This is a genomic window from Micromonospora sp. NPDC047644 (genome assembly GCF_040704315.1).
Lineage (GTDB): Bacteria > Actinomycetota > Actinomycetes > Mycobacteriales > Micromonosporaceae > Micromonospora.
The window spans coordinates 122,795-148,593 of the sequence record NZ_JBEYSY010000013.1 but is presented as its reverse complement, the minus strand read 5'-3'; the positions used below and the strand labels follow the sequence as shown (position 1 = coordinate 148,593).

Here is a 25,799-nt window from a genome sequence, read left to right as displayed (position 1 = left end):
GGCACGCGGCGACGGCGGCTCAGCCGGCGAGCACCACCTGAAGCTCCTGGCGACGACGCTCGGCCAGGTCGGTGAGGAGGGCGGGGGCCTCGTCGAACGGCACCACCGCCGAGACGAGATGTTTACCGATCGCGTCGCCGTACGTCCGGAGCAGGTCGACGGTCTCGGCGGAGAGCCGTTCGCGGTCCCAGGTCGACGCGAGCCCGCGGGGCACCCGGCCGATCTGGGCGCAGCGCAGCGACAGCCCGTTGTGGTGGAACTCCTCACCGAGGCGGACCGCGTCCGCGCCGCCCTGGTAGAAGGCGAGGTCGATGACGGTGCCCTGGGGCCGCAGCAGCCGCAGGGCGAGGTGCAGCGCCCACGCCTGCCCCCGGCACTGGAACACCACATCGGCACCCCGGTCGCCGGCGGTGTGCGCCCACCGGGTCTTGAGCACCACCGCCGGGTCGTCCGCGTCGGGGTCGAGGGTGTCCAGACCGAGCGCCTCGGCGACCTGGCGGCGCTGCGGGGTGGGGTCGAGCACCACCACCGAGGCGGCGCCGTTGCGTCGGGCGAACAACGCCGTCAGCAGCGCCACGACACCGGCGCCGACGACGGCGACGCGTCGGCCGCGGACCCCGTCGCCGAGCGCGCGCACGTCGGTGCCGTGCAGGTCGGCGGCGGCGTGCAGCAGACCGTTGGCGCAGATCGGGCCCATGTGCGCGACGTAGACGCCGAGCAGCGGGTCCAGGTCGTCGGGCAGCGCCACGAACCGTTCGGCGACCGGGTCGGCCAGCCAGCCGGTGCGGTGCCCGTACGTCATCGCGCCGACGGTGCCCACCGCGACGGCCGGGGTCTCGCTCTCCACCACCCGGCCGACCTGCATGTAGCCGAGTCGGGTCACCGGATAGGGCGTGCTGGCCGCGCCGGGCTGGAACAGCCCCAGGTCGGGGTTCCAGGTGACGTTCAGGTAGGGGTTCGTGCCCTTGACGTAGCTCAGCTCGGTGCCGGCGGAGACACCGCTGAAGAGCGTCTCGACCCGGAACGTGCCGGGGCGCAGCGGGGCGGCGTCCTGCTCGACCAGGTCGACCCGGCCGGGGCCGGTGACCACCACGACCTTGTCACGCATCGACTGCCACCCCGCTGGTGAGCACCGCCGGCGCGGTCGCGGTGGCGAGCCGCACCGTGGCGCCGGTACGGGCCGAGTCGGCCACCGCGAGGGCCAGGCGCTGGGTGGCGAGGGCCTCGGCGTACGGCACGCGCACGTCGTCGCCGATGCCACGGACGGCGTCGACGAAGGCGCGGTCCACCGCCACCCGGGCGGCTTCCGGGTCGGCCGGGACGTGTCGTTCGCCGTCGGCGTCGCGGATCGACAGCCCCTCCTCGGTGATCGCGAGGGCCAGCCCGTCGGCGAGGATCTCCAGGCCGGCGCGGTGCTTCCAGCCGAGGACGCAGGCGGCGCTGAGCGTGCCGACCGCGCCGTCGGCGAAGCGCAGCGCGGCGGTGGTCACCGAGTCGATGTCGGCGCCGTCGACCGGCGGTGGGGTGCCGTTGCCGTACGCGGTGACCTCGGTGACCTCGCCGGCCAGTACGCGGATCAGGTCGAGCACGTGCGCGGCCTGCTCGACCACCGGGCCGCCGGAGCGGTCCCGCCGCGACCACCACGCCACCGGGGGCACCTTGTCCAGCCAGGCGCCGCTGACCATCCGCGCCGGACGGTCGGCGAGCAGGTCGCGGGCCTGGTCGAGCACGCTGAGGTAGCGCCAGTGGTGGCCGACGGCGGTGCGCAGCCCGCGCCGCGCGACCAGGTCGGCGATCCGCTCGGCGGTGCCCAGGTCGACCGCGACGGGCTTCTCCACGAACATCGGCACCCCGGCCTCGATCACCGCCTCCTCGGCGGGGCCGTGTGCGAACGGTGGCACGCAGACGTACACGGCGTCCAGATCCGCGGCCAGCAGCGCGGCGACGTCGGCGAAGGCCCGCCCGCCGTGCTGTGCTGCCAGCGCGGACGCCGCCTCCGGCGCCACGTCGGTGACCCCGACCAGCTCGACGTCGTCGAACCCGGTCAGCACCCGCGCGTGACGCTGGGCCACGCCACCGGCACCGATGAGCCCCACCCGACAGTTCCGCATCCCCCACACCCCTTCGAAGACATTTCACCTGCGATGGGAGCAGTCCCCTGGGCTGCGCGCAATCAAACGTTCATCCCCCGGGAACGAATTGTCGTCACCTCTGTGATCAAGCTGTTGCCGAGAATGCGGTTAGCGCGTGATGAGGAATGGGAACAACCAAATTCGGTTTTTCCACGCACGAACGGAGGGGTGCCCGTGCGGGATATGACATCGAGTGTGTCGCCGGTGGTCGAGGCGTGGGCTACGTACCGGACGACGTCGGCGGCCGACTGGCCGACCCGTCGGCTGATGCGTGCCAAGGGTGAGACCCGGGTCAGCGTGGTGCTGCCGGCGCGCAACGAGGAGGCCACCGTCGGCGCGATCGTGTCGACCATCCGGGAGCACCTGATGGACCGGGTCGCACTGGTCGACGAGCTGATCGTGGTGGATTCCCGCTCGACCGACCGGACCGCGCAGGTGGCCCGTGCCGCCGGCGCGGAGGTGGTCAGCCAGGACGCGATGACCCGCGGGTTGCCGCGGCTCACCGGCAAGGGCGACGCGCTCTGGGCGGGGCTGGCCGCCGCCGAGGGGGACGTGGTGGCGTTCATCGACGCCGACCTGCGGGAGTTCCGGCCGCACTTCGTGAGCGGGCTGCTCGGCCCGCTGTTGACCGACCCGTCTGTCGACTTCGTGAAGGGCTTCTACCACCGTCCCCTGGTGGGCGCCGCCAGCGTGGAGCAGGACGGCGGGGGCCGGGTGACCGAGTTGATGGCCCGACCGCTGCTCAATCTCTTCTGGCCCGAGCTGGCCGGCTTCGTGCAACCGCTCGCCGGCGAGTACGCGGGCCGCCGGGACGTGCTGGCCCAGGTGCCGTTCGTCTCCGGGTACGGCGTGGAGACGGCCATGATGATCGATCTGCTCGACCTGGTCGGCCTGGACGCGCTGGCGCAGGTCGACCTCGGTGAGCGCAAGCACCGCCACCAGGACACCGCCGCCCTGGGCCGGATGTCCGCACAGATCATGCTGACCGCTTGGTCCCGCCTGCAACGGCGCGGCTGGGCGACCCCCGGGTTCACGCCGGAGTCGTTGCTGACCCAGTTCCGTCGCGGTGGTTCGGACACCCTGCCGAACCTGGACCGCGAGATCGTGGTCAGCGACGTGTCCATCGAGGAACGCCCGCCGTTGGCCGAACTGCGCCACCGGGTGCCCCGCCGCCGGGTGGCCGCCGCGTGAGCGCCGGGAGCCTCACCGTGCTGATGAACGCCGGACCGTGGCTGTCGGTGCCACCGCCCGGTTACGGCGGCATCGAGAACGTCATCGCCACGCTGGTGCCGGAGCTGCGGCGACTGGGCGTACGGGTGGTGCTCGCCTCGGTGGGCAGCAGCACCCTGCCGGTGGACGAGCAGGTCTCGGTCTTCGCCGACGGGCAGTTCGCCGCGTTGCAGCGGCCGTACAACCAGGTCTGCGGAATCGCCCAGGCGCACCTGGCCGGGGTGGTCCGGGAGCTGCACTCCCGCGACGACATCGACCTGGTGCACGATCACGTCGAGGCGGTCGGGCTGGCCACCCTCGCCGCGATGGGCCCGTCCGGGCCGCCGACCCTGCACACCCTGCACTGGGACCTGGCCAAGCACCCGGCGCTCTACGGCAGCCTGGACGGCGGCGACCGGGTCCGGGTCAACGGCGTCTCCGCGTCGCAGCTGGCCCGCGCCCCGTTGGCGCTGCGGGAGCACTCGGTGGGGCACGTGCACCTGTCCACGCCGCTGGCCGTCGACGCCGACCGGCGGCCCCGAGCGGACAAGGGCGAGCACCTGCTCATCCTGGGCCGGATCAACCCGGGCAAGGGGCAGGACGTGGGTGCCCGTCTCGCGCACCGGGTCGGTATTCCGCTGGTGCTGGCCGGCCCCGTCGGCCCGTACCACCGGCCGGCCGACCTGGCCGCCGCCGGCGACGAGGCCCGGCAGAACCCGGACGTGCGGTTCTTCCTCGACGAGGTGGCACCGCACGTCGACGGTGCCCTGGTCCGCTGGGTCGGCACCGTGGCCGGTCAGGAGCGCGACGACCTGCTGGCCAGCGCCCGCGCGTCACTGTTCCCGCTGCGGTGGGAGGAGCCGGGCGGCACGGCCGTCGTCGAGTCGCTCGCCCTGGGTACGCCGGTGGTGGCCACCGCCCGGGGTTGCCTGCCGGAGCTGATCGAGCACGGTCGTACCGGGCTGCTCACCACCGACGAGGAGGAGTTGGGTGATCTCGTCCTCGCCGCCGAGTTGCTCGACCCCGACGAGTGCCGGCGGGTGGCCGCGCAGCGCTTCACGCCCGCGGTGATGGCCCAGCGTTACGTCGAGCTGTACGAGCGGGTCCGGCAGTCGGCGAGCGCCCCGAGGTTGCTGCCGGCGTGACCGGTGGCGGTGCCGGCCGGTTTGCCGGCCGCGCCGGCGGGTAGCCGGCAGCGCTCATGCCCGCCGCGCGACGAGGAGCCGGGAATGGTCGGACCGATGGCGCACTCCCGGGCCCGACCCAACCCGGCCGACGGCAAACCGCCGGTCCGTCGCGCGGCGGCCACGGTGGGGGTGCTGTTCCTGCTGGTCGGCGTGCTCGGCTTCGTGCCGGGGATCACCACCGGCTTCGACGCGCTGCGCTTCGCCGGCCACGACTCGGACGCGTACCTGTTCGGCGTCTTCCAGGTGTCGGTGCTGCACAACCTGGTGCACCTGGGGTACGGGGTGGCGGGTCTGCTGTTGGCCCGGACGGTCACCGGTGCTCGGGCGTTCCTGATCGGCGGCGGCGCGGTCTATCTGGTGCTCTGGCTCTACGGGCTGGCGGTGGACCACGACACCGGGGCGAACGTGCTGCCGGTCAACGACGCCGACGGCTGGCTGCACCTGGGGCTCGGCGTCGGCATGATCGCCCTGGGCGTCCTGACCGCTCGGCCTCGTCGCTGACCTGGGGTTGCGGCGAGTGACCTGCCTCGCCCCGCCGTCGGTCCGGTTTCATCGGCAACGGCCTCGGGTAGTTGGCAGATCCCGACCCAGCGAGCAGCGAATCGAGGCGCCGATGTCGAGCGGGATCACCTGCGAGGTGCGCACCACGGCACCGGTGGCGGTCGTCCGGCTCACCGGCCCCCTGCACCTGGGCACGATGCGTTCGGTGCACCAGGCGCTCAGCGACGCGTTGGTCGACCAGCCGGAGGCGCTGGTGGTCGACATGGCCGGGGTACGCGTGGAGGACCGGTTGGCGCTGTCGGTGTTCGCCGCGACGGCCCGCCGGGCCGAGGAGTGGCCGGCGGTGCCGGTGCTGCTCTGCTCCCCGTCGCCGATCGCCGCACGATGGCTGGCCGAGTCGACCACGTGCCGGGTGCTTCCGGTCTCGGCGGACTGCGCCGAGGCGACCCGGTTGGCCGGCACGACGTCCCCGTTGCGGATGCGGACCAGGCTGGAGCCGGTGGCCGGGGCCTGTCGGCGGGCCCGGGATCTGGTCACCGAGGCGTGCGCGCGGTGGAACCTGCCGGACGCGTCCGGCCCGGCCGCGTTGGTGCTCAGCGAGCTGGTCGGCAACGTGGTGCGCCACGCCGGCACGCCGATGCAGGTGACGGTGACCCTGCGCCGGCCGTACCTGCACCTGGCCGTGGTGGACGGCAGCAGCGCTGAGGCCCGTGCCGGCGGGATGGACCTGCACGCGGAGGGTGGGCGCGGGTTGATGCTGGTCCGGGAGCTGACCCAGCGGTGGGGCAGCGTGCCGGCGGGGCAGGGCAAGGCCGTCTGGGCGATGCTGCCGGCAACCTGAGCGTTCGAGGCGCTTGCGCCCGGTACCAGCGTTCTGACCGAATTTCCCGCTGTGGCCTGGTTACATGGTTCGAGGGTCGGGTAGCCACGCCCGTCCTTTCTGCCGTCACGACGGGGTGAGCAGCCATGCCCAAGCGGGTAACCACGGAACCCGGTCGCGATCGGGGCCCGGCGATCCTGGCACCGGCCCGTTTCGGGGGGTTTCCCGGAGCGATGCGGGCACCGGTCCCCGGCAACTCCCTGATCAAGTTCCTCGCCACGACCGACCACAAGCAGATCGGTCTGCTGTATCTGCTGACCTCCTTCGGCTTCTTCCTGGTGGCGGGGCTCCAGGCGATGGTGATGCGGGCCGAGTTGGCCCGCCCGGGAATGCAGTTCCTCTCCTCGGAGCAGTACAACCAGCTCTTCACCTCGCACGGCGCGGTGATGCTGCTGCTGTTCGCCACGCCCGCCGCGTTCGGGTTCGCGAACTACATCGTGCCGATCCAGATCGGCGCGCCGGACGTGTCGTTCCCCCGCCTCAACGCGCTCGCCTACTGGCTGTACCTCTTCGGCGGCCTCATGGTCATCGGAGGGTTCGTCACCCCGGGCGGTTCGGCGGACTTCGGCTGGACCGCGTACAGCCCGCTCAGCGACGTGGACCACAGCCCCGGCGTGGGGGCGAACATGTGGGTGCTCGGCCTCGTCGTGTCCGGGCTCGGCACCATCCTCGGCGCGGTCAACCTGATCACCACGATCCTCACCCTGCGCGCGCCCGGCATGACCATGTTCCGGATGCCGATCTTCACCTGGAACATGCTGTTCACCAGCGTGCTGGTGATCCTCGTCTTCCCGCTGCTGGCCGCCGCGCTGCTCGCGCTCTCGGCCGACCGGTTGCTCAACGCGCACGTGTACGACCCCGCCACCGGCGGCCCGATGCTCTGGCAGCACCTGTTCTGGTTCTTCGGCCATCCCGAGGTCTACATCATCGCGTTGCCGTTCTTCGGCATCATCACCGAGATCATTCCGGTGTTCTCCCGCAAGCCGCTCTTCGGCTACACGGGAATTGTGCTGGCCACCGTCGCCATCACCGTGCTGTCGATGACGGTCTGGGCGCACCACATGTTCGCCACCGGTCAGGTGCTGCTGCCGTTCTTCAGCATCCTGAGCTACCTGATCGCGGTGCCCACCGGCGTGAAGTTCTTCAACTGGATCGGCACCATGTGGAAGGGTCAGCTCACCTTCGAGACGCCGATGCTCTTCGCCATCGGCTTCCTGGTCACCTTCCTGCTCGGCGGCCTCACCGGCGTCCTGCTGGCCAGCCCGCCGGTCGACTGGCACACCCACGACAGCTACTTCGTGGTGGCGCACTTCCACTACGTGGTGTTCGGCACCGTGGTCTTCGCCCTGTTCGGCGGCTACTACTTCTGGTGGCCGAAGATGACCGGACGACTGCTCGACGAGCGGCTCGGCAAGGCGCACTTCTGGACCATGTTCATCGGCTTCCACGGCACCTTCCTGGTGCACCACTGGCTGGGCGCCGAGGGCATGCCCCGCCGGTATGCCGACTACCTGCCCACCGACGGCTTCACGGCCCTGAACACGATCTCCAGCATCTTCGCGTTCATCCTCGGTCTGTCCACCCTCTTCTTCATCTACAACGCCTGGAAGTCCTGGCGGTACGGGGCGATCGTGACGGTGGACGACCCGTGGGGCTTCGGCAACTCCCTCGAGTGGGCCACCAGTTGCCCGCCGCCGCTGCGCAACTTCGACCGGATGCCCCGGATCCGTTCCGAGCGCCCCGCCTTCGACCTGAAGTACGGCCCGCTCGTCGCCGATCTGGGACGCGACCTGCCGCAGCGCACCACCAAACCGCCGCAGCAGTTCGCCGAGGAGTTCCACCTGGAGCACCACGCCCCGGAGTCACCGGCCGCCGAGGGCGCGCACGGGGCCCGCGACGCGGTCGACTACCAACCCGCGCCGCGCTCCGGGGCCCGGCCGGTGGACGTGCCGGAGCCCGAGGGGGTCCGCCGGCCCAGCTTCGAACAGTCCGACCCGCCGCAGGACGCCGAGGACGCGCCTAAGCCGCACGAACGCTGGCGCCACCCGCACAGCGACGGCAACACCGAAGAGCGCTGACCAGGCAGGGGGTACGCGCGCAAGGGCCGACACCCGACGGGGTGTCGGCCCTTCGCCTGTCCGTACGGGTCAGTCCCGGGCCGGCGCCAGGCCGGCGGCGGTGAGCGAGCGGCGTACCGCGGGCTGGACCCGGGTCAGCCGCAGCGGCACCCCGGTGCGCTCCGCCGCATCCCGACCGGCCATCAGCGCGGCGATCCCACCGGCGTCGAAGCCACCCGCGCCGACGAGGTCGACGACCACCTCGCTGGGCTGGCCGGTGACCGCCTCCAGCATGGCCCGGCGCAACTGGTCCGCGCCGTCGCGGTCGATCTCGCCGCCGACCTCGACCACCACCGAGTCGCCGTTCTGCTTCACCGAGATCCGGGTCTTGCCCGGGTCGGGTTCGGCGGCGCCGTTCTGCCACGGCGGTGGCGCGTCGGCGAGCATCGCCTGACGCAGCCAGGTGAGCGCCCGCGACAGCAACCGGGACACGTGCATCTGCGAGATGCCGAACCGGGCGGCGATCTCGGCCTGGGTCTGGTTGCCGTAGAAACGCATCGCGAGGATCCGTCGCTCCCGCCAGGGCAGTCGGTGCAGCAGACCGCTCACCGTCACCCGGTCGTCGACCGACTCCAGCGCGTTGTCGGACTCGCCCACCAGGTCGCCGAACTCGGCGGAGCTCTCCCCGCCCACCGGCGCGTTCAGCGAGGCCGGGCTGTAGCCGGCCGCCGACTCCAGGGCGGCGAGGATCTCCTCCTCCGGGGTCTCCAGCCGGGCCGACAGCTCGGCCACCGACGGGGCCCGGGACAGCTCGCTGGTGAGCGCGGCGGTGGCCTGCCCCACCTCGAGGATCAGGTCGCGCAGCCGGCGGGGCACGTGCACGCCCCAGGTGCGGTCCCGGAAGTGCCGTTTGATCTCGCCCACGATGGTGATCGCGGCATACGCGGTGAAGGAGCCCCGTTCCGGGTCATATCGGTCGACGGCGTTCACCAGCCCCAGGCGGGCCACCTGCTCCAGGTCCTCCAGCGGCTCCCCCCGCCCCCGGTACCGGCGGGCCAGCCGGCCGGCGAACGGCAGCGCGAAGCGCACCAGGTCGTCCCGGGCCTCCCCCCGGCGCTCCGGCGGCAGCCCGGCGATCCGGGCCGCGTACGCCATCGCCGCCGCGTCGAGATCCTCCAGACCCCGATCGTTGGGTGGTGGTGGGGTCGTGGTCGTGCTCGTGCTCGTCTGTCCGAACATCCGCGCCTCCCTCAGGAAGGTCCCCCGCCCGGATCGGGAAACCGGTCGTGCGCGTGGTCGAGCCACGCACCGGGCCGGAAAGTGGGTCAGTGACTGGGATGCCAGCGGGCGACAACGCCTCTACGCAGCGAAATCAGGCCGTCGCAGCCAGCGATGTTCCCGCTCCGTAGGTACTCAATCACGGGACCCCGGGTTCGCGAGGAAGTTTCGGCGTCCTCCGTCTCAGGAGACCAACAACCCCTGGTGGCCACCGCTGTCGCGGAGCACCGCGAGGGCCTCGGCGACCCCCAGCGGGGGCGGCGCGGGCAGGTCGTACGGCTGGGCGCGCAGCACCTCGGTGGCCCGGCGGGTGGGCACCGAGGTGACCGGGTACCCACGGGCGGTGGTGCGGTCCAGCGCCCGACGCCGTCGGCCGAACCCGGCGACGGCCAGCCACTGCGGCAGCCCGGCCAACGCGGGTGAGCGCACCCCGGGTGGCTCGGGCAACACGTCCACCGAGCTGAAGGCCTCGCTGCCGGCCAGCCACCACTCAGCCTCGTCGACGCTGCGGCGGGTGGCGTTCTCACACCAGTACGGCACCAGCCCCGCCCGCACCACCTGCCACGGGTCGAGCAGTCGACCGCACTCCACCACCAGCCGGTCACCGGTCTTGCCGGCGCGCCGCAACCACCGCCGGTACAGGTCGGCCACGCCCGCGCTCAGCGCCGCCGGCCGGGGCACCAGCACCCGGTGCAGCGGATGCTGGTGCCGGGCGGACCAGTCCCGCGCCGCCAGCTCGAAGCCCGAGTCGACGCCGTGCTCGGCGTACGCCGACGGCACGGACACCTCCGGCGGCTCCCACCGGGTCGCGTCCCCGCCGACGGAGCGCAGCACCTGCCGCAACGCGTGGCTGTCCGGGTGGAAGTCCACCGGGTCCAGCCCGCTGCCCGGGCAGCCGACCTGGAAGCTGTGCCCCGGTCCGCGCTCCAGCACCGGCCACGTGCGCGCGTCGCGGACCAGCAGCACGGGGGCGCCCGGCACCAGCCGGTCGGCCAGGAACCGCGCGTACGCGGCCGGTAGGGCCCTCCACGTGGCCGTCAGCGACACGGTCGCCCCGGTCAGCGCGCCCCGGCTGGCCGGGCAGTGCACCTGGCGCAGGTGCAGGTCGGCGTTGCCGACGAGCAATCGGGTGGAGAGTGCCGCGCCATGCTCCGCGGCATCCGCGGGGCGGTCCACCGCGCCGTCGGACCAGTGCACGGTCATCTCGAAGCCCGCCGGCAGCCACGGCACGCCGAGGGCCACCGCGAGGTGCGCGGCAGCGCCGTGCGGAGAGCCGATGAGCACCCCGGGATAACGTCGGCGGGGGTACTGGTCGACGAACCAGCGGGCCACCCTCGCGGCGTCCACCTCGTCGATCTGGGCCACGGTGAGCGCGACCCGGCCGGCGGCGCGGGTGACCGCGGCACGGCGTACCGGTTCGGGGGCGCCGGGGAACCGCGACGTCGGCCCGGTGTGCCCGAGGTCGGCGCAGTCGACCCCGCGCAGTGCCCGCGCGGTGGCGGCGACCAGCACCCGGGCGGAGCTGCCCGCGGCCACGACCCGGTCACCGGCGAGACCGGCGCCATCGGCCGTGAGCCCCTTGTGCACCTTGTGCACCGGCCCCACCTTGCCTCGTTCGCTCACCACGCGGCCCGGCTTCCCGTCCCGATGGGGTTCAAACGGGGCATCACCCACCCGGCGGCACATTCCGCTGGTCAGTGGGGTGGGCCGGTCATGACCGCCGTTCGGCGGCGCGGGTTTCGTCAGGGCCAGGACGGGCACTTCCGGGGCCATGCGCACCGACGACACCAGCGAGCCAGCCGCCGCCACGATCACCCCGTACGAGGACGGACCGCTGCTGGTCCGCGGCGACTTCGCGTTGGTCACCCCGGACGGCGAGCGCATCGACGCGCGGCGGGGCACCGTGGCGTTGTGCCGGTGCGGCAAGTCGGCGCTCAAGCCGTTCTGCGACGGCACCCACAAGGCGATCGCTTTTCGGGCGGGCACCACCCGCGAGGGGTGAGCCCACCCCTCGCCCCGTCACGCCCCGTCACCCGCTCGCGGTGAGCGCAAGGGTCGAACCAAGCCCTCGCGCAACGCCCAGCCCGCGCCCGAGCCCGCGCCGCCCAGCCCGTTCCGCCCAGACCGTGCCGCCCAGACCGTGCCCGAGGCCAAGCCGCTCAGCCCGAGCCGCCCAGACCATGCCGCCAGGCCGCGCCCGAGCCCGCGCCGCCCAGCCCGTTCCGCCCAGACTGTGCCCGAGGCCACGCCGCTCAGCCCGAGCCGCCCAGACCGTGCCGCCCAGGCCGCGCCGGCGCCCGTCCCGCCCGGCCCGCGCCCGTCCCGCCCAGCCCGCGCCCGTCCCGCCCAGCCCGCGCCCGTCCCGCCCAGCCCGCGCCCCCAAAGCCGCGTGCGCCCAGACCGTGCCCCGGAAGACGCGCCCCCGAAGCCGCACCCCGAGGCCCTTGCCCCCAAGACCGTGCCCCGTGAGCACCGCGCCGAACGCGAGCATCGCGCCGATCTTGCAGTTTCGGCTGTCGACCTGAGGCGATATGCCCCTTGTGTCACGACAGAAAGTGCAAGATCGCGAACCAGGGGCAACCCTTCTCGGCGATCACGGAGTTATGGTGCCCGTTTCATCATTTTGCGTACCTTTTATCACCCACCACAGGTTCGTGATCGACGCGGCAGGTGTCGACCAGGCAGCGCGCCGGGAGGCGGACAGCCTCGTTTACCGGCGCTTCGTGAAGGCCGAGGCCCGCGCGGGGCTTGCGCGTGGGGGGGTTGCACGTGGGGGGGTTGCACGTGGGGGTGCGCGTGTGCGTGGCGCTTCGGCGGGTGCAGAGCAAAGGGCGGCCCCGACGCGGGAGACTCCCGGCCGCACAACCCAAGGGCCGGGCACCCCAGCCGCACACTTAAGGCCCGGGCACCCCAGCCGCATACTTCAGGGCCCGGGCACCCAAGCGCGAAACCAAGGGCCGGGCACCCCGGCCGCACAACTTAAGGCCCGACACCCGCTCAAGGCCCGACACCCGCTCAAGGCCCGACACCGCAGCTCAGCGGCCGACTCTCCACACCCCAGCACTGGCAGACAGCCCGCCGGCGACACCCCGCCTGACCGCGGGTGGAACTGTACGTGGGTGCCCGTTCGCGCAGCGAGTGCGACCGGGTGGGCCGAGGGTCAGACGAGGGCGGGTGGAGCCGGCGGGGCCACCACCGTGGCCGATGCGACGAGCGGGACGGTGGGCGGCAGGGCCGGCGGGGCGGGTGCGCGCAGTGAGCTGAGGCCGGCGGCCCAGCTGTCCAGCAGGTGCCCGGCGAACAGCCGGTCCACAGCGAGCCCGGCCGACGCGCCGAACAGCACGTCGCGGGCGAGGGCCGGCTCGACGCGGACCAGTCCGCCGCACATGTCGTGCGCGGCGATCTGCTCGTGCACCGCGTCGGCCTCGACGTGCTCGTCGTAGAAGCGGGTGGCCACCTCGTCGAAGCCGAGCCGGCGCAACCCGTTGCCGTAGCGGCGGTTGGGCAGCGAGGAGGTCATCTCGAACGCGGCCAGGTGCCCGAGCAGCGCGCCGCGCAACCGCCGGTGCAGCCCGAGCAGCGACATCAGGTTGTTGGTCGCCAACGTCACCGCTGGCGCCACGTCGATGTACGCGCCGTAGGCCGTTTCCAGGCCCAGCCGGTCGAGGGTGTTGCGGAACAGCTCGGCGTGCATCCGGTCCAGCCGCCCGTTCCCGTACTCGTCGGTCTGGATCTCCACGAGCGCGGCCTTGGCCGGGCCACCGAGGCGGGGCAGCGCCCAACTGTGCGGGTCCGCCTCCCGCAGGTGGTAGACGGAGCGGTGGGCGACGAACTCACGGAACTGGGTGAGGTCAGCGCGGCGTTGCAGCGTCGCGGCCAGCGCCGGCCCGTCGTCGGCGGCGACCACCTCGGCCAGGCCGGCCGCCACCCCGGCGGCGGGCACCGACGGCGTGCCGACCAGCCGACGCAGCGCCGCCTCGAAGACCCCTTCGCAGCGGGCACGCAGCGCCAGCAGCGTCGGCTGCCACTCCCACGACTCGTCCACCCCGAGCCAGCCCCGATAGTGCAGCTCGTAGCAGAGGAACAGCGTCAGCTGCAGGTCCTCGTCGGTGATCGGGTCCGCCGGGTGGAGGTCGACGCCGAGATCGGCCGGCAGGTCGTGCGGCGGGTGCCGCAGAGCATCCACGACCGCTGCGGAGAGCGGACCGCGGGCCCTCGGCACTGTCGCGGGACCGTAGCGGCGGTCGGCGGGCTCGGACATGGGACCTCCAGCGTCATCGGGCCGCTACTCATGCCCTGGTCCGGGGTGGCTAAACGAGATCGTCAGCGCTCGCGGTGACTTCGACCTGCTCGCGGACCTTCCGGGCCGGAGCGCCCTCGGCGTACAGGCCGCGCAGGTCGGCGAAGGCGGGCTCCGGCGGCGCCAGCGAGACCGCCGGGTCGACGACCGCCTCCAGTACGCAGGGTCGGTCGGCGGCGAGGGCCTCGTCCCAGGCCGCGCCGACCAACTCCGGGCGGTCCACCCGCACTCCGTGCAGCCCCAGCAGCCGGGCCCACCCTGCGTACGGCACGTCGGGTCGGCGGTGGGTCGGGTCGGGCGACGGTTGTCGCCCGCCACCCATGCCGTTCTGGTCCCGGTTGTTGAGCACCAGCACGACCAGCCGCGGATCGCGCCACTGCTGCCAGAGGTGCGAGACGGTGATCAGTTCGGCGAGGCCGTTGAGCTGCATCGCCCCGTCACCCACCAGGGCGACCACCGGTCGGTCGGGCGCGGCGAGCTTGGCCGCCACCGCGTACGGCAGCGCGCAGCCCATCGAGCCGAGGGTTCCGCACAGCTGCGCGTTGACCCCCGGTGGCAGGGTGAGGTGCCGGGCGTACCAGTAGAGGACCGAGCCGACGTCGACGGCGACCGCTCCGGTGCCGGGCATCCGGGCGGACAGCTCCTGCAGGACGAGCTGCGGGTTGACCGGGTCCGCGGCGGCGGCGGCCCGCTCGGCCGCGACCTCGCGCCAGCGGTCCACCGAACTTTCCACGGTGGCGCGCCACTGCTGTTCGGACCGACCGCGCAACCGGCTCAGCAACGCTCGCAGCGTCTCGGCGGCATCGCCGACCAGCGGAACGTCGGCCGGGTACCGGGTGCCGATCCGGCGGCCGTCGATGTCGATCTGCACCGTGCGCGCCTGCTCGGGCATCGGGAAGTAGTCGGTCCACGGGTCGTTGGTGCCGACCATCAGCAGCGTGTCGCAACCACCCATCAGCTCGGCCGCCGCCGGGGTGCCGACCTCGCCGAGCACCCCGGTGTGGAACGGCAACCGCTCGTCGAGCACCGGCTTGCCGAGCAGCGAGGTGGCCACCCCGGCGCCCAACCGGTCGGCGATCTCGATGATCTCCGCGGCGGCGTCCCGACCACCCTGGCCCACCAGGATGGCGGTCCGCTGGCCACCGTCGAGCAGCTGCGCGGCGGCGTCCAGGTCCGCCTCGTGCGGCAGGACCCGGGCCAGCGGTTCGCCGGGGGTGGCCGTGATCACCCCGGCACCGTACGACTGGAGGTCGGGTACCAGCGCCTCCTGCAACCGGCGCGGCAGCACCACGCACGTCGGGCTTCGGGTCGCCGCCGCCGTCCGGAACGCCTGGTCCAGCAGCGCCCCCACCTCGTCGGGGCTGCGACCGTAGCGGACGAACTGGTTGCACACGTCACCGAAGAGCCGGCCCAGCCCGATCTCCTGGTGCGCGCCGCCGAGCGGCCCGGAGATGTCCTCCCCGACGATGGCGACCACCGGTTTGCTGTCCAGCTTGGCGTCGTAGAGGCCGTTGAGCAGCTGGACGGCGCTGGGGCCCTGGGTGGCGAGGCAGACTCCGATGCCACCGGTGAACTTGGCGTGCCCGGTGGCCATGAACGAGGCGGTCTCCTCGTGCCGGGCCGGGATGAACGCCGGCTCGCCGCCGGTGCGGTCCAGCGCGTCGACCAGTGGAGCGATCGCCTCGCCCGGGTACCCGAAGGCGCGGGGTACCCGCCAGGCCAGCAACCGCTCCACCACGACGTCCGCAACCGTACGGTCAACCATTGCCGCGCCCCGGTGTGCTGGGGTCGACGTAGCGCAGTACCGCGCCGACGCCGTCGGTGAGGTCGGGCGCCTCGTCGGCGCCGAGCACGGTCAGCGCCGCGTCGGTGCCGACGAGCGCCCGGACCAGCGCCGCGTCGGCGCGTACCCGCTGCGGGTCGGCCACCGACATGGCGGCCAGCTCCCCCGGGTCGACGGCGATCTCGGTGGGTTCCGCGCCGATCCACAACTCACCGTTGGCCGACGGGTCGTCCACGATGATCATCATGTCGACCTGGTTGCGTTGCAGGGCCGAGACGACCGCGTCGAGCCCGCCGCCCACGTCCTCCTGCACGCCGAACTTGTCCAGCGCGGCGCTGATCCGCTGGTCGGCGATCTCCGCGATGGTCTGCACGGTCAGGTCGTCCAACATCGTCTGGTCGGCGCCGCCGGCCCGCGACCCGGCATCGGTGCGGACCACCAGGTCCTGCCAGCGTTCCGGCATCTGGGCGGCGATCATTCCGGTGGCCCGGACGTCACCGGCGACCACCACCACGTCCGCGCCGACCCGGTCGGCCAGCTGCACGGTCGCCGCGGTGACGTCGCCGGCGTTCTGGTGCCACGCCTCCATGGCCGCCCGCTGGTAGCGGGACTGGGACCAGCCGCCGGGCTTCGCCCGTCGCAGCGGATACTCGTCCCGGCCGGCGACGTGCGCCCGGCGGGGTACCCCGCCGGCGCTGACCGCCATGGCGTCGGCGCCGAGCCGGTCGGCGACCACACGTACCCAGGCCACCTGCTCGCCGCGTTGGGCGAGCAGCGGCATCACGTGCGGCAACGGGCCGACGTGGGCCAGGTCCCGCAGTGGCGGCGCGGACAGGTACTCGGAGAGCACCACCTGGCCGTGGCTGGCGAAGACCGCCAGTCCGTAGTCCCCGACCATCGGGTCGTGACCTCGGACCACCCGGTCCAGCGCGGCGATGTTCGCCTCGTCCGCCCCCTGTTCGGCGAGGCTGCGTTCCAGGGCACGCCAGCGCAGATCCAGTGCGGGTTTGGCGTCCTCCGTGTCGGCGGAGGCGTCCAGATACACCGAGCACCACGGCCCGGGACGGTCGTAGAGCGGGCGCAGGAAGGACAGCTGCATGCTCGACCCCTTTCCAGCTCGGCCCCCCGCTTACCCGGGTCGCGGGGGATGTCACCTCGCGGCCGTGAGCCCGTGACCAGGTTTCATTCACGTCGTTCAACCGAGGACGTCGATACGATCTGTGAACACATGCGGACTCTCGGTGGTGGAAATGGACAGCGGACTCGACACGCGGCGGATCGTGCACCCGACGGAACGAATCGTCACCGGGCGGCTGATCCGCCTGCTCGACGGCTACACCCGTGAGGTACGCATCGGTCAGCCGGTGCTGGTGGCGGTGCTCGCCGCGGCGGCCTTCGCCCGGCTACCCGCGCTGCTACTGCGCTCACTCTTCTCGTTCGGCGGTGGCGGCACCCGCCGTCGGTGGAAAGAGCTGAAGCAGGGCCCGGAATACCTGGTCACGCCGGTGCGGCTCCGCAACACCGCCGGTCAGCTCTGCGAGGTGGAGCTGCACGGCCACCTTCCGCAGAGCGCCCTGCACCCGGCGGATCAGGTGCAGCTCACCCTGCGCCCGCAACGCGACCCGGAGTTGCCGCCCCGGATCGAGCGGATCGTCAACCTCACCACCGGGCAGTTGCTGACCCCGCGTACGGCGACGCTCTGGTCGCATCTCGGGCCGCCACTGCTGTTGCAGGCGTTCCTCGGCACGCTGCTGCTGGCCGGCATCGCGGCCTGCTCCGCGCTGACCTGACCGGCCCCGACGGCACGGCTCAGTCGGGCTCGCTGGCGGTTCGGCGGCTCAGCCGACCGGGGCGGGCTCGCGGGCCGGTTGCCGGTCGACGCCGAGCATGCCCCGGCGGCGGGCCCAGCGCTCGAAGACCAGGGTGGCGAATGGCGGCACCGCGCTGGCCAGGGCCACCGCGGTCGCCAGCAGGCTCCAGCGGTGCAGCCGGGCGACTGCCAGCACCAACAGGACGTACGCGACGAACAGGCCGCCGTGGATCGGCCCGAAGATCTTGACGCCCAGCTCGTTGTCCGGCGGCCCGTACTTCACCAGCATGCCGACCAGCAGGGCCAGCCAGGAGCAGGCCTCGGCGATTGCCGCCGCGACGAACAGCCTGGTCACCTTCTCGCGCATCCGCACGCCACCACCTCTCGGGGCGCAATGCTATCGGTCCGTTCGGGCTGGGCTAACCGGGCTGGCAGTTGGGTAGAAAAGGGTCCTCGGGTCTTTCCCCGCCCGCCGACAACGTGCGAGGTTAGGGGGACCAGCGGTGACAGGGTGGTGACCATGGGCGAGGACGTCGGCGTACGAACCTTCAGTCGAGAGGATCGAGCCCGATACCGCGATAAGGTCCGCCGCTGCCTGGATGTGTTCGCCGAGATGCTGCGCGAGTCGCGCTTCGACCTCGACCGGCCAATGACCGGCGTGGAGATCGAGCTGAACCTGGTCGACGAGGCGTCGAACCCGACGATGCGCAACGCCGACGTGCTGGCGGCCGTCGCCGACGAGAGCTTCCAGACCGAGCTGGGCCAGTTCAACGTCGAGATCAACGTGCCGCCGCGCCGGCTGACCGGCACCGGCACCGCCGACTTCGAGGAGTACGTGCGGGCCAGCCTCAACGCCGCCGAGCTGAAGGCCCGGGCGATCGGCGCGCACATGGTCATGATCGGCATCCTGCCGACGTTGCGCCCTGAGCACCTGACCGCCGAGACGCTGTCGGCCAACCCCCGCTACAAGTTGCTCAACGAGCAGATCTTCGCGGCCCGCGGCGAGGATCTACCGATCGCCATCAGCGGGGTGGAACGGTTGGCGGTCACCGCCGACACGATCACCCCGGAGGCGGCCTGCACCAGCACCCAGTTCCATCTCCAGGTCAGCCCGGCCCAGTTCGCCGACTACTGGAACGCCGCCCAGGCGGTGGCCGGCATCCAGGTCGCGGTCGGCGCGAACTCGCCGCTGTTCTTCGGCCGGGAGCTGTGGCGCGAGACCCGCATTCCGCTGTTCCAGCAGGCCACCGACACCCGGTCGGAGGAGATCAAAGCCCAGGGGGTACGCCCCCGGGTCTGGTTCGGCGAACGCTGGATCACCAGCGTGTTCGACCTGTTCGAGGAGAACGTACGCTACTTCCCGGCGCTCCTGCCGGTCTGCGACCCGGAGGACCCGGCGCAGGCCCTCGCGGCCGGTGAGGTGCCCAATCTGGCCGAGCTGCGCCTGCACAACGGCACCGTCTACCGGTGGAACCGCCCGGTGTACGACGTGTCGCGGGGCCGGCCGCACCTGCGGGTGGAAAATCGGGTGCTGCCCGCCGGTCCGACCGTGCTGGACACCATCGCCAACGGCGCCTTCTACTTCGGGTTGGTGCGCGCCCTCGCCGAGTCGGACCGGCCACTGTGGTCGCAGATGTCGTTCAGCGCCGCCGAGGAGAACTTCACCAGCTGCGCCCGGCACGGCATCGACGCGCAGGTCTTCTGGCCCGGTCTCGGTTACCTGCCGGTCAGCGAGTTGGTGCTGCGCCGGTTGCTGCCGATGGCGCATCACGGTCTGGACCGGTGGGGCCTCGACCCGGCCGAGCGTGACCGGTTGCTCGGCATCATCGAGCAACGCTGCCTGACCGGCCGCAACGGCGCGACCTGGCAGGTGGAGACGCTGCACCGGTTGGAGTCGGCCGACCACCTGGACCGGCCGGAGGCGCTGCGCGAGGTGGTCAGACACTACGTCGACCTGATGCACAGCAACCGGCCGGTGCACGAGTGGCCGATTCCGTGAGCACACCGGACAGGTGGCCCGATCGACGCGAAGCTCAGCCTCGCGGGGTGGGCACACCGAAGAGGTCGATGATGCCGCCGGGAAGCTGAGCGAGCAGGTCGTGTCGCTCGTCGTCGTTCAGCGCCTCGGCGACGGTACGCAGCACCGCCTGGGCGTGTTGACGCACCTGGTCCGCGTTCGCGACCTGTTCGCGGTCGGCGACGTTCTTCAGGAACTCGCCGACGTCCCACCGGCGGCCCTGCGGGTTGCGGGTGACGGACCCGTTGAGCCGTTCCGGTAGTTGTGCCGCCAGGTTGTCCGCCTCCTGTCCGGCGAGCCGTTCACCGAGCACCGACAGGACGGCCTGGATGGACCGCACAGCCTCGTTCTCACCGAGGCCCGCGCGCTGTCGTACCGTGGCGATCATCTGCTCGTACTCCATGCCCCGCTCCTTCGGTCTCGTCGGTATGCCGTCACGACTGCCTGGTGACGAACGGGGCGAGTTCCCCGGCTCCCCGGTGACAAACGGGCACGGGCGAACCGGACTCCCCACCATCGACGGGCGAAGCCCCACAAACATGCCTGTCACGCCGCCTGAGCGCGCATCATCCCTTGTGGACCCCCACGCGAATCGATGACTGTCGTAGGCTGTGGCAGCTCACACACATCGTCTGATCACGATGAGGGGACGCCGGTGGCCACTTCTGAAACAGACCCCGCCACGATCGAGGGCCCGGCGCGGATGCCCCTGTCCCGTCGGCACATGCTGCGGATGGGAGCGGCGGCGGCCGGTGGCGCGGTGCTCGTCGGCTCGGCGGAGGCCGCGCCCGCACAGGCCGCGCCCGCACAGGCCGCGCCGGTCGGCGCGAAGCGCGTCGTGCGGGCACCGGCGCTGGCACCCGGTGACCGGGTCCGGGTGGTCTCGCCCGGCAGCACGCCCGATCCCACGAACATGGCTCGCGGCATCGAGATCCTGCGCAGCTGGGGCCTGGAGGTCGAGCTGGGCGCGCACGTCTTCACCAAGTACGGCTATCTGGCCGGCACCGACGCGCAGCGGCTGGCCGACCTGAACGCCGCGCTCACCGACCCGGGCATCCGAGCCGTCTTCGCCGCGCGCGGTGGTTACGGCACGCAGCGGATCGTCGACCAGATCGACGTGTCCGTTCTGCGCCGCGACCCCCGGGTGGTCGTCGGTTTCAGCGACATCACCAGCATCCACGGCAAGCTCTGGCGCGAGACGGGCCTGGTCACCTTCTACGGCCCCATGGTCAACTGGAGTGACGCCCGCACCGGCCCCGAGTCGGCCGAGGCGCTCCGCAAAGCGGTGATGACCACCGCACCGGTCACCATCTCCCGGGACCCGGCCGAGACAGCCGCCTCCGTTGTGGTGCCGGGGCGGGCATCGGGGCCGCTGCTCGGCGGTTGCCTGACACTGATCTCCACCTCGCTCGGCGCGGAGGACTCTCCGAGGTTCGACGGCGCGATCCTCTTCTTCGAGGACGTGGACGAGGCTCCGTACAGCATCGACAGCATGCTGACCGAGCTGCGTCGGGTGGGCGTGCTGCGCAGGGTAGCCGGTGTGGTCATCGGCCAGATCACCAACAGTGTCGGCGAACCCGGCGAGTGGGACGCGGCAGCGGTGCTCAAGGACCGCCTGTACGACCTCGGCGTGCCGGTCCTGGGCGGGCTACGGCTGGGGCACGGCAACGGGCAGCTCACCGTTCCGCTGGGCTCGCGCGCGACGATCGACGCCGCCGCGGGGACCCTGACGGTGGAGCCTGGGGTCCGCCCACGCCAGGCCTAACGCTCAGACCTGCGGGGTCGGGTCCCAGGGGGACGGGTCGTCGCGCAACCGGCTGTACAGGTAGCCGTCGCGCCACTGACCGGCCCGAAACTCGCTGGCCCGCACGACGCCCTCGAGCTGGAAGCCGGCCTTCTCCAACGCTCGTTGCTCGGCGGCGTTCTCCGGGTGCGTGCCGGCCTGGATGCGCTGGGCCGGGCTGTGGTGAAAGAGGTAGTCGCAGAGCAACGCCTGGGCGCGCCAGCCGATGCCTCTCCCCCGCCACTGCGGCAGCAGGACGATGCCGATCTCCCAGTACGACGCCCGTCCGGCGTAACGCCCGGCGGTGTAGCTGACGATGCCGGCGGCGGCCTGCTCCTGCTCCTGCTCCTGCTCGACCTCCACGACGAGCCGTCCATCGTCCTCGCCGAGGTAGCCGTCGACGGCGAACCGCCGTGCCGGCGCCCCGGCGTCGAGGAAGCCGGCCCAGTCAAGGCCGATCAGGCCGGGCTCGGTGCGGAACCGCCGGAACATCGCCAGGTCCGGCTCGGCAACCGGCCGCAGCCGGACAGTGAGACCGGCCGAGACAGACATCGACATATCGCCACGTTCCATGGCGACACGCTAGCTTGCGCAGAGCCGAGTGCGGGTGCTGCGCCGGGCGCGCAGAGCGACCGGCGTTGGTAGCCGAGGCGTTGGTAGCCGAGGCGTTGGTAGCCGAGGCGTTGGTAGCCGAGGCGTTGGTAGCCGAGGCTTGGTCGGCTCCTTTGGAGCTGAATCGTTGACGACATCACCCCTAGCCCAGCCCCCCGGCCGCATCTCGGCCCAGCCCCACCCCACCTCGGCCCAGCCGCCGGACTCTCCGGCAGAGGCAGCCGAGCCAGCCGGGCTGAATCGCTTGCGACATCAGCTCCAAAGGACAGCGCGCGAAAAACTCCCCCGCCGGCGGACCTGGCCGCCGGTCAGACCTTGAGCAGCACCTTCGTGCAGTCGTCCTGCTTCTTCTGGAAGATCTTGTAGCCCTTCGGTGCGTCACGCAGCGACATCCGGTGGCTGACGATGAAGCTCGGGTCGATCTCGCCACGCTGGATACGCTCCAGAAGCGGCCCGGTGTAGCGCTGGACGTGACACTGCCCGGTGCGCATGATCAGCGAGCGGTTCATGAACGCGCCCATCGGGAACTTGTCGACGAAACCGCCGTACGCGCCGACGACCGAGACCACCCCGCCGGAGCGGCAGGAGAGGATCGCCTGCCGGAGTGCGAACGGTCGTTCCGTCTCGACGCGCGCGGCCTGCTTGGCCCGGTCGTAGGCGTACATGGCGGCGTTGCCGTGGTGGCCCTCCAGGCCCACCGCGTCGATACACGCGTCGGGGCCCCGGCCGGCGGTCATCTCGTTGAGGGTGTCCAGGACGTCGACGTCCTCGTAGTTGATCGTCTCGGCGTCGATGTGCTCCTCGGCCAGGCGCAGCCGGTACGGGAACCGGTCGATGACGATCACCCGCTCCGCGCCGAGCAGCCGGGCGCTGGCCGCGGCGAGCAACCCGACCGGCCCGGCGCCCCAGACGGCGATGACCTGCCCGGGTTTGATGTCGCACATCTCGGCGCCCATGTAGCCGGTCGGGAACACGTCGGCCAGCATGACCGCCTGGTCGTCGCTGATCTCGTCGGGCACCTTGACCGGGCCGACGTCGGCGAACGGCACCCGGGCGTACTCGGCCTGGCCACCGGCGTAGCCGCCGAGCAGGTGCGAGTAGCCGAAGATGCCGGCCGGCGAGTGCCCCATGATCTTCTCGGCGATGCCGGCGTTCGGGTTGGAGTTCTCGCAGACCGAGTAGAGGCCGCGCTGGCAGGACGAGCAGTGCCCGCAGGCGATCGGGAAGGGCACCACCACCCGGTCGCCGGGGGCGAGGTTGCGGACCTGCGGGCCCACCTCGACCACCTCGCCCATGAACTCGTGGCCGAGGATGTCGCCCTTGCGCATGGCGGGGATGTAGCCGTGGTACAGGTGCAGGTCGGAGCCGCAGATCGCGGTGGTGCTGATTCGGACGATCGCGTCCCGCGCGTTCATGATCTTCGGGTCGGGTACGTCGATGACCTTGACGCTGTCGGTGCCCATCCAGGCGGTGGCCTTCATCAGCGGTCCCTTTCGGTGAGCTCGGGCGGTCAGCGGCGGGACGCGGGCAGCGGCTGGGCGGGTCGCTGCATGGCCTGTTGGCGTACGGAGATGCCGTTGGGGCTGCCCTCGGAGCGGACCACCTCGCCGGTCTCCAGCACCTGCTTGAACCGGCGCAGGTCGTCGCGAACCTGCTGCTCGGGTTCCTCGCCGAAGAGTTTCGCCACCGCTCGGCCGAGCGCGCCGGCCGGTGGCGCGTAGCGCAGCTCCACCCGTACCTCGGTCCCCCGGTCGCCGGGCGCGGGCACGAACCGGACCCGGCCGGCGTTGGGCACCCGGGTCCCCGGCAGCGACCGCCAGGTGATCGACTTGTTCGGCTGGTCGTCGATGATCTCGGCGTCCCACTCGACGCGGTGCCCGGCCGGACCACGGGCGATCCAGTGCGAACGGCGCAGGTCGTCGGCGCGGACGGACTCCAGGTGTGCCATGAACCGGGGCAGGTTCTCCATGTCCCGCCAGAACCGGTACGCCTCGGCGGGCGACCGGTTCACCGTCACGGCGATCTCCATCCGGATCACCCGCGCGCGGGCCCGTCGCGCCTGGCCGACGCGGATGGCGGCGAGCCCGTCGACGGCGGTGATACCGGCGATGGCGAGAGTGGTCAGCGCGACGCGGCGGCGGCGTTCACCGCTGCGGTCGGTGAGGGCTCGCCCGAGCAGTGTGAGGTCCATGGCGTCGCCGACCACCCGGCTCCAGGCCCAGCCGGCCGGACGGCGGCCGCTGAGCAGGCCCGCGGCGCTGCCCAACTCCCGCAGGCCGATGGCGGCCAGCACGGGCCGCGCGGCCGGGGAGTCGTCCACACCGGTCAGTCGCGCGACGGGTCCGGGGGCGACGAGCGCGCCGACTCCCAGGGCCAGGCTCAGCAGGCCGAGCGCGCTCGGCAGCGTCGCCGGCACCGGCCCGTCCAGCTCCGGCAGGAGCACAGTGTCGACACGACTCATGTCCGGTCCCTTTCCGGTGGGCCTCGCCGCTGGTGCGGCCTGACGGCGGTGGTTCCGCCCCCGTGACGCTATGCGGTACCCGTCCCGTCTGCGCCATGTTCGGGCATAACGCGGCATTCACCCGGCCCGAGCGAGTTGTCTGGCCACCTCAGTCAGGATCGCGACATTGACCGAAATGGATCAGATACCGACCGTTAGCGTCTGCTCACCACCGCCACGACACCGGAGGGACCACGCCCGTGAGCCGCACACTCCTGCGCCACCTGACCGCCACCGTCGCCGTCGCGCTGCTCGTCGTGGAGGCCGCCGCGCCGGCCTACGCGCGTACCCCCGGGTCGGTGTCCTCCGGCGCCGTCCGCACCGTGGTGCGGGACGCGGCGACCGGCGCGCCGGTCCCCCGGGTCTGCGCCGCGCTCGTCCCGGTGGACGCCGCGGCCCTGGCAGCGGTCGCCCTCGGTGAGGACCAGCTCGGCCGGGGCGGGGGTTGCTCCGACGACCAGGGCGTCCTGGTGACCAGCGAGGTCGCCCCCGGCGGGTACCGGCTGCTGGTGCACGCCATCTACCCACCGGGGTACGGCTGGCAGTGGGTCGGCCGGCACGGCGGCACCGGCGAGCGCGAGCGGGCGTACGTGGTCCAGGTCCGCCCCGGTGCGGTGGCCAACGCGCCGACCGTCCGACTCGACCCGGCGGGCACCGTCGTCGGGGTGGTGACGGACGCGGCGACCGGCGCGCCGGTGCCGCGCGCGCGGGTGATGGTCGTGCCCTACGTGACGGACCCGAAGAACGACGACCACGGGCCCATGACCGACGAGGAGGGCCGTTACACGATCACCGGCCTCGGCCCGTACCACTGGCCGGTGCAGTTCGCCGCGAACGGGCTGGCCACCGTGTGGTCCGGTGGGGCGGGCACCCGGGCGCAGGCGCGGACGGTGCGGGTCCGCGCCGGGCAGACCGCAACCCTGAACCAGACGCTGCCCGCCGGGACACCGCTGACCGGGGCGGTGCTGGTCGACGAGCTGCTCACCTACGCGCAGGTGCTCGCGTTCGACGCGGCCACCGGGGACCTCGCGGGGGTGGCCGATGTCGGCTACGGGTACGCCCTGCGGCTGCTCCCCGGTCAGCGGGTGAAGCTGCGCTGCGACTGCGCGTACGCCCCGCCGGTCTGGCACCGCGACGCGGCCGGCTTCGGCGCCGCGACCGCCGTGCGGGTCCGCCGGGCGCCGGTCGTGGTGGACTTCAACCTCGACTGACCCGGATTCTGGCCGGCCGCCGGAACCGATCCGATCTCCGAGCTCACCGCCGACGCGACCAGCTGGACCCACGTCTCGCTCGCCTCCTGAAAAGGGCGGCGCCACCTGGCGTTAGGAGTGCGCGGGAGCGGGTAGCCGCCATCCGCTCTGACCAGCGTCCGAGGAGGTGGGATGTCGGAGACCAGCGCCTTCTTCCAGCGGTTGACGGTCGCTGGCCAGGATCCACGGTTCAGCAAGGTCTCTGGCAGCGTGCGATTCGACATCGGCGACGACGACAACCTGGAGCAGTGGCTGCTGGACATCGATCATGGCCGGATGCGGGTGACCCGAAGCGGCGCCCCCGCCACCACCGTGATCCGGGTGTCCGCGCAGCTCGCGGAGGCGATGGCACGGGGCGAGGTGAACGGGCTCGCGGCGCTCACCCGGGGCGAGATCATGGTCGACGGCGATCTCGCCCTGGCGTTGCGCCTCGGGCGGCTGTTTCCGCGAGAGCCCGCGCGGCTTCAGCGCGAGGATCCCGACAGTGGGACGTGACCGAT

The 25,799-nt window shown here is 72.3% G+C and carries 23 protein-coding genes; 11 read left to right on the top strand and 12 right to left on the bottom strand.

Features of this window, described 5'->3' with window-relative positions:
• Positions 1-19: 19 nt before the first annotated feature.
• Both AB0877_RS22410 and AB0877_RS22405 read right to left on the bottom strand, forming a co-directional pair.
• The gene (locus AB0877_RS22410) at positions 20-1,108 is read right to left on the bottom strand and encodes a zinc-binding alcohol dehydrogenase (protein ID WP_366611174.1); all 1,089 of its coding nucleotides are present in this window, start codon (positions 1,106-1,108) and stop codon (positions 20-22) included.
• The gene (locus AB0877_RS22405; RefSeq protein ID WP_366611173.1) at positions 1,101-2,111 is read right to left on the bottom strand and encodes a Gfo/Idh/MocA family oxidoreductase; all 1,011 of its coding nucleotides are present in this window, start codon (positions 2,109-2,111) and stop codon (positions 1,101-1,103) included. The genes AB0877_RS22410 and AB0877_RS22405 overlap by 8 nt, the downstream gene beginning before the upstream one ends.
• Positions 2,112-2,306: 195 nt before the next feature.
• Between AB0877_RS22405 and AB0877_RS22400 the strand changes: the two genes are divergently transcribed.
• The 5 genes from AB0877_RS22400 (at position 2,307) to ctaD (ending at position 7,987) form a co-directional block, all read left to right on the top strand.
• Positions 2,307-3,323 (top strand): glucosyl-3-phosphoglycerate synthase, encoded by a 1,017-nt coding sequence (locus tag AB0877_RS22400; protein ID WP_366611171.1) that lies wholly within the window; start codon positions 2,307-2,309, stop codon positions 3,321-3,323.
• Positions 3,324-3,346: 23 nt separating this feature from the next.
• The gene (locus AB0877_RS22395; RefSeq protein ID WP_366611325.1) at positions 3,347-4,486 is read left to right on the top strand and encodes a glycosyltransferase; all 1,140 of its coding nucleotides are present in this window, start codon (positions 3,347-3,349) and stop codon (positions 4,484-4,486) included.
• A gap of 84 nt (positions 4,487-4,570) precedes the next feature.
• Positions 4,571-5,029 (top strand): DUF4383 domain-containing protein, encoded by a 459-nt coding sequence (locus tag AB0877_RS22390; protein WP_366611170.1) that lies wholly within the window; start codon positions 4,571-4,573, stop codon positions 5,027-5,029.
• Positions 5,030-5,141: 112 nt separating this feature from the next.
• Positions 5,142-5,870 carry an ATP-binding protein gene (locus AB0877_RS22385; RefSeq protein WP_366611169.1) on the top strand — a complete coding sequence of 243 codons (729 nt, stop codon included), beginning with the start codon at positions 5,142-5,144 and terminating at the stop codon, positions 5,868-5,870.
• A gap of 125 nt (positions 5,871-5,995) precedes the next feature.
• Positions 5,996-7,987, top strand: a complete 1,992-nt coding sequence (gene ctaD / locus AB0877_RS22380) for a cytochrome c oxidase subunit I (protein WP_366611168.1) — start codon at positions 5,996-5,998, stop codon at positions 7,985-7,987.
• Between the two features lie 69 nt (positions 7,988-8,056).
• Here the strand turns inward: ctaD and AB0877_RS22375 are convergent, their stop codons facing one another.
• Together AB0877_RS22375 and AB0877_RS22370 are read right to left on the bottom strand one after the other, a co-directional pair.
• Positions 8,057-9,205, bottom strand: a complete 1,149-nt coding sequence (locus tag AB0877_RS22375; protein WP_366611166.1) for a SigB/SigF/SigG family RNA polymerase sigma factor — start codon at positions 9,203-9,205, stop codon at positions 8,057-8,059.
• A 222-nt stretch (positions 9,206-9,427) separates the two neighbouring features.
• Positions 9,428-10,870: a hypothetical protein gene (locus AB0877_RS22370; protein ID WP_366611164.1), complete on the bottom strand. Its 1,443-nt coding sequence runs from the start codon at positions 10,868-10,870 to the stop codon at positions 9,428-9,430.
• A gap of 145 nt (positions 10,871-11,015) precedes the next feature.
• On the opposite strand from AB0877_RS22370, the gene AB0877_RS22365 reads away from it, so the two are divergent.
• A complete protein-coding gene (locus AB0877_RS22365; protein WP_357351444.1) occupies positions 11,016-11,246 on the top strand; it encodes a CDGSH iron-sulfur domain-containing protein in 231 nt (76 codons plus the stop codon).
• Positions 11,247-12,404: 1,158 nt separating this feature from the next.
• Here AB0877_RS22365 and AB0877_RS22360 read toward each other — a convergent pair.
• From AB0877_RS22360 to AB0877_RS22350, 3 genes are read right to left on the bottom strand one after another with little or no spacing between them, the layout of a single operon-like run.
• The gene (locus AB0877_RS22360; RefSeq protein ID WP_366611162.1) at positions 12,405-13,505 is read right to left on the bottom strand and encodes an iron-containing redox enzyme family protein; all 1,101 of its coding nucleotides are present in this window, start codon (positions 13,503-13,505) and stop codon (positions 12,405-12,407) included.
• Positions 13,506-13,554: 49 nt separating this feature from the next.
• Complete coding sequence (locus AB0877_RS22355; protein ID WP_366611161.1) at positions 13,555-15,309, bottom strand: thiamine pyrophosphate-binding protein; 1,755 nt, start codon at positions 15,307-15,309, stop codon at positions 13,555-13,557.
• Entirely contained in the window at positions 15,302-16,426 is a 1,125-nt protein-coding gene (locus AB0877_RS22350) for a Vms1/Ankzf1 family peptidyl-tRNA hydrolase (RefSeq protein ID WP_366611160.1), read from the bottom strand. The genes AB0877_RS22355 and AB0877_RS22350 overlap by 8 nt, the downstream gene beginning before the upstream one ends.
• Positions 16,427-16,568: 142 nt before the next feature.
• On the opposite strand from AB0877_RS22350, the gene AB0877_RS22345 reads away from it, so the two are divergent.
• Entirely contained in the window at positions 16,569-17,117 is a 549-nt protein-coding gene (locus tag AB0877_RS22345; RefSeq protein WP_357273836.1) for a hypothetical protein, read from the top strand.
• 48 nt (positions 17,118-17,165) lie between these two features.
• On the opposite strand, the gene AB0877_RS22340 is transcribed toward AB0877_RS22345, so the two are convergent.
• Complete coding sequence (locus AB0877_RS22340; protein WP_355008027.1) at positions 17,166-17,504, bottom strand: DUF3817 domain-containing protein; 339 nt, start codon at positions 17,502-17,504, stop codon at positions 17,166-17,168.
• A gap of 153 nt (positions 17,505-17,657) precedes the next feature.
• Between AB0877_RS22340 and AB0877_RS22335 the strand changes: the two genes are divergently transcribed.
• Positions 17,658-19,136 (top strand): glutamate--cysteine ligase, encoded by a 1,479-nt coding sequence (locus tag AB0877_RS22335; RefSeq protein WP_366611158.1) that lies wholly within the window; start codon positions 17,658-17,660, stop codon positions 19,134-19,136.
• Positions 19,137-19,170: 34 nt separating this feature from the next.
• Here the strand turns inward: AB0877_RS22335 and AB0877_RS22330 are convergent, their stop codons facing one another.
• The gene (locus tag AB0877_RS22330; protein ID WP_366611157.1) at positions 19,171-19,557 is read right to left on the bottom strand and encodes a DUF2267 domain-containing protein; all 387 of its coding nucleotides are present in this window, start codon (positions 19,555-19,557) and stop codon (positions 19,171-19,173) included.
• A gap of 252 nt (positions 19,558-19,809) precedes the next feature.
• Here AB0877_RS22330 and AB0877_RS22325 point away from each other — a divergent pair, with 252 nt between their 5' ends.
• On the top strand, positions 19,810-20,919 hold the full coding sequence (locus tag AB0877_RS22325; RefSeq protein WP_366611156.1) for an LD-carboxypeptidase: 1,110 nt from the start codon (positions 19,810-19,812) through the stop codon (positions 20,917-20,919).
• A 3-nt stretch (positions 20,920-20,922) separates the two neighbouring features.
• Here the strand turns inward: AB0877_RS22325 and AB0877_RS22320 are convergent, their stop codons facing one another.
• The 3 genes from AB0877_RS22320 to AB0877_RS22310 all read right to left on the bottom strand — a co-directional run bounded on the left by AB0877_RS22320 (position 20,923) and on the right by AB0877_RS22310 (position 24,010).
• Positions 20,923-21,510, bottom strand: a complete 588-nt coding sequence (locus tag AB0877_RS22320; protein ID WP_366611154.1) for a GNAT family protein — start codon at positions 21,508-21,510, stop codon at positions 20,923-20,925.
• Positions 21,511-21,857: 347 nt separating this feature from the next.
• Positions 21,858-23,030 carry a zinc-dependent alcohol dehydrogenase gene (locus AB0877_RS22315; protein WP_366611153.1) on the bottom strand — a complete coding sequence of 391 codons (1,173 nt, stop codon included), beginning with the start codon at positions 23,028-23,030 and terminating at the stop codon, positions 21,858-21,860.
• A 29-nt stretch (positions 23,031-23,059) separates the two neighbouring features.
• On the bottom strand, positions 23,060-24,010 hold the full coding sequence (locus AB0877_RS22310; RefSeq protein ID WP_366611152.1) for an SRPBCC family protein: 951 nt from the start codon (positions 24,008-24,010) through the stop codon (positions 23,060-23,062).
• Positions 24,011-24,249: 239 nt separating this feature from the next.
• Between AB0877_RS22310 and AB0877_RS22305 the strand changes: the two genes are divergently transcribed.
• Entirely contained in the window at positions 24,250-25,260 is a 1,011-nt protein-coding gene (locus AB0877_RS22305) for a carboxypeptidase regulatory-like domain-containing protein (protein WP_366611150.1), read from the top strand.
• 171 nt (positions 25,261-25,431) lie between these two features.
• A complete protein-coding gene (locus AB0877_RS22300) occupies positions 25,432-25,794 on the top strand; it encodes an SCP2 sterol-binding domain-containing protein (RefSeq protein ID WP_366611149.1) in 363 nt (120 codons plus the stop codon).
• The last annotated feature ends 5 nt before the right edge of the window (positions 25,795-25,799 follow it).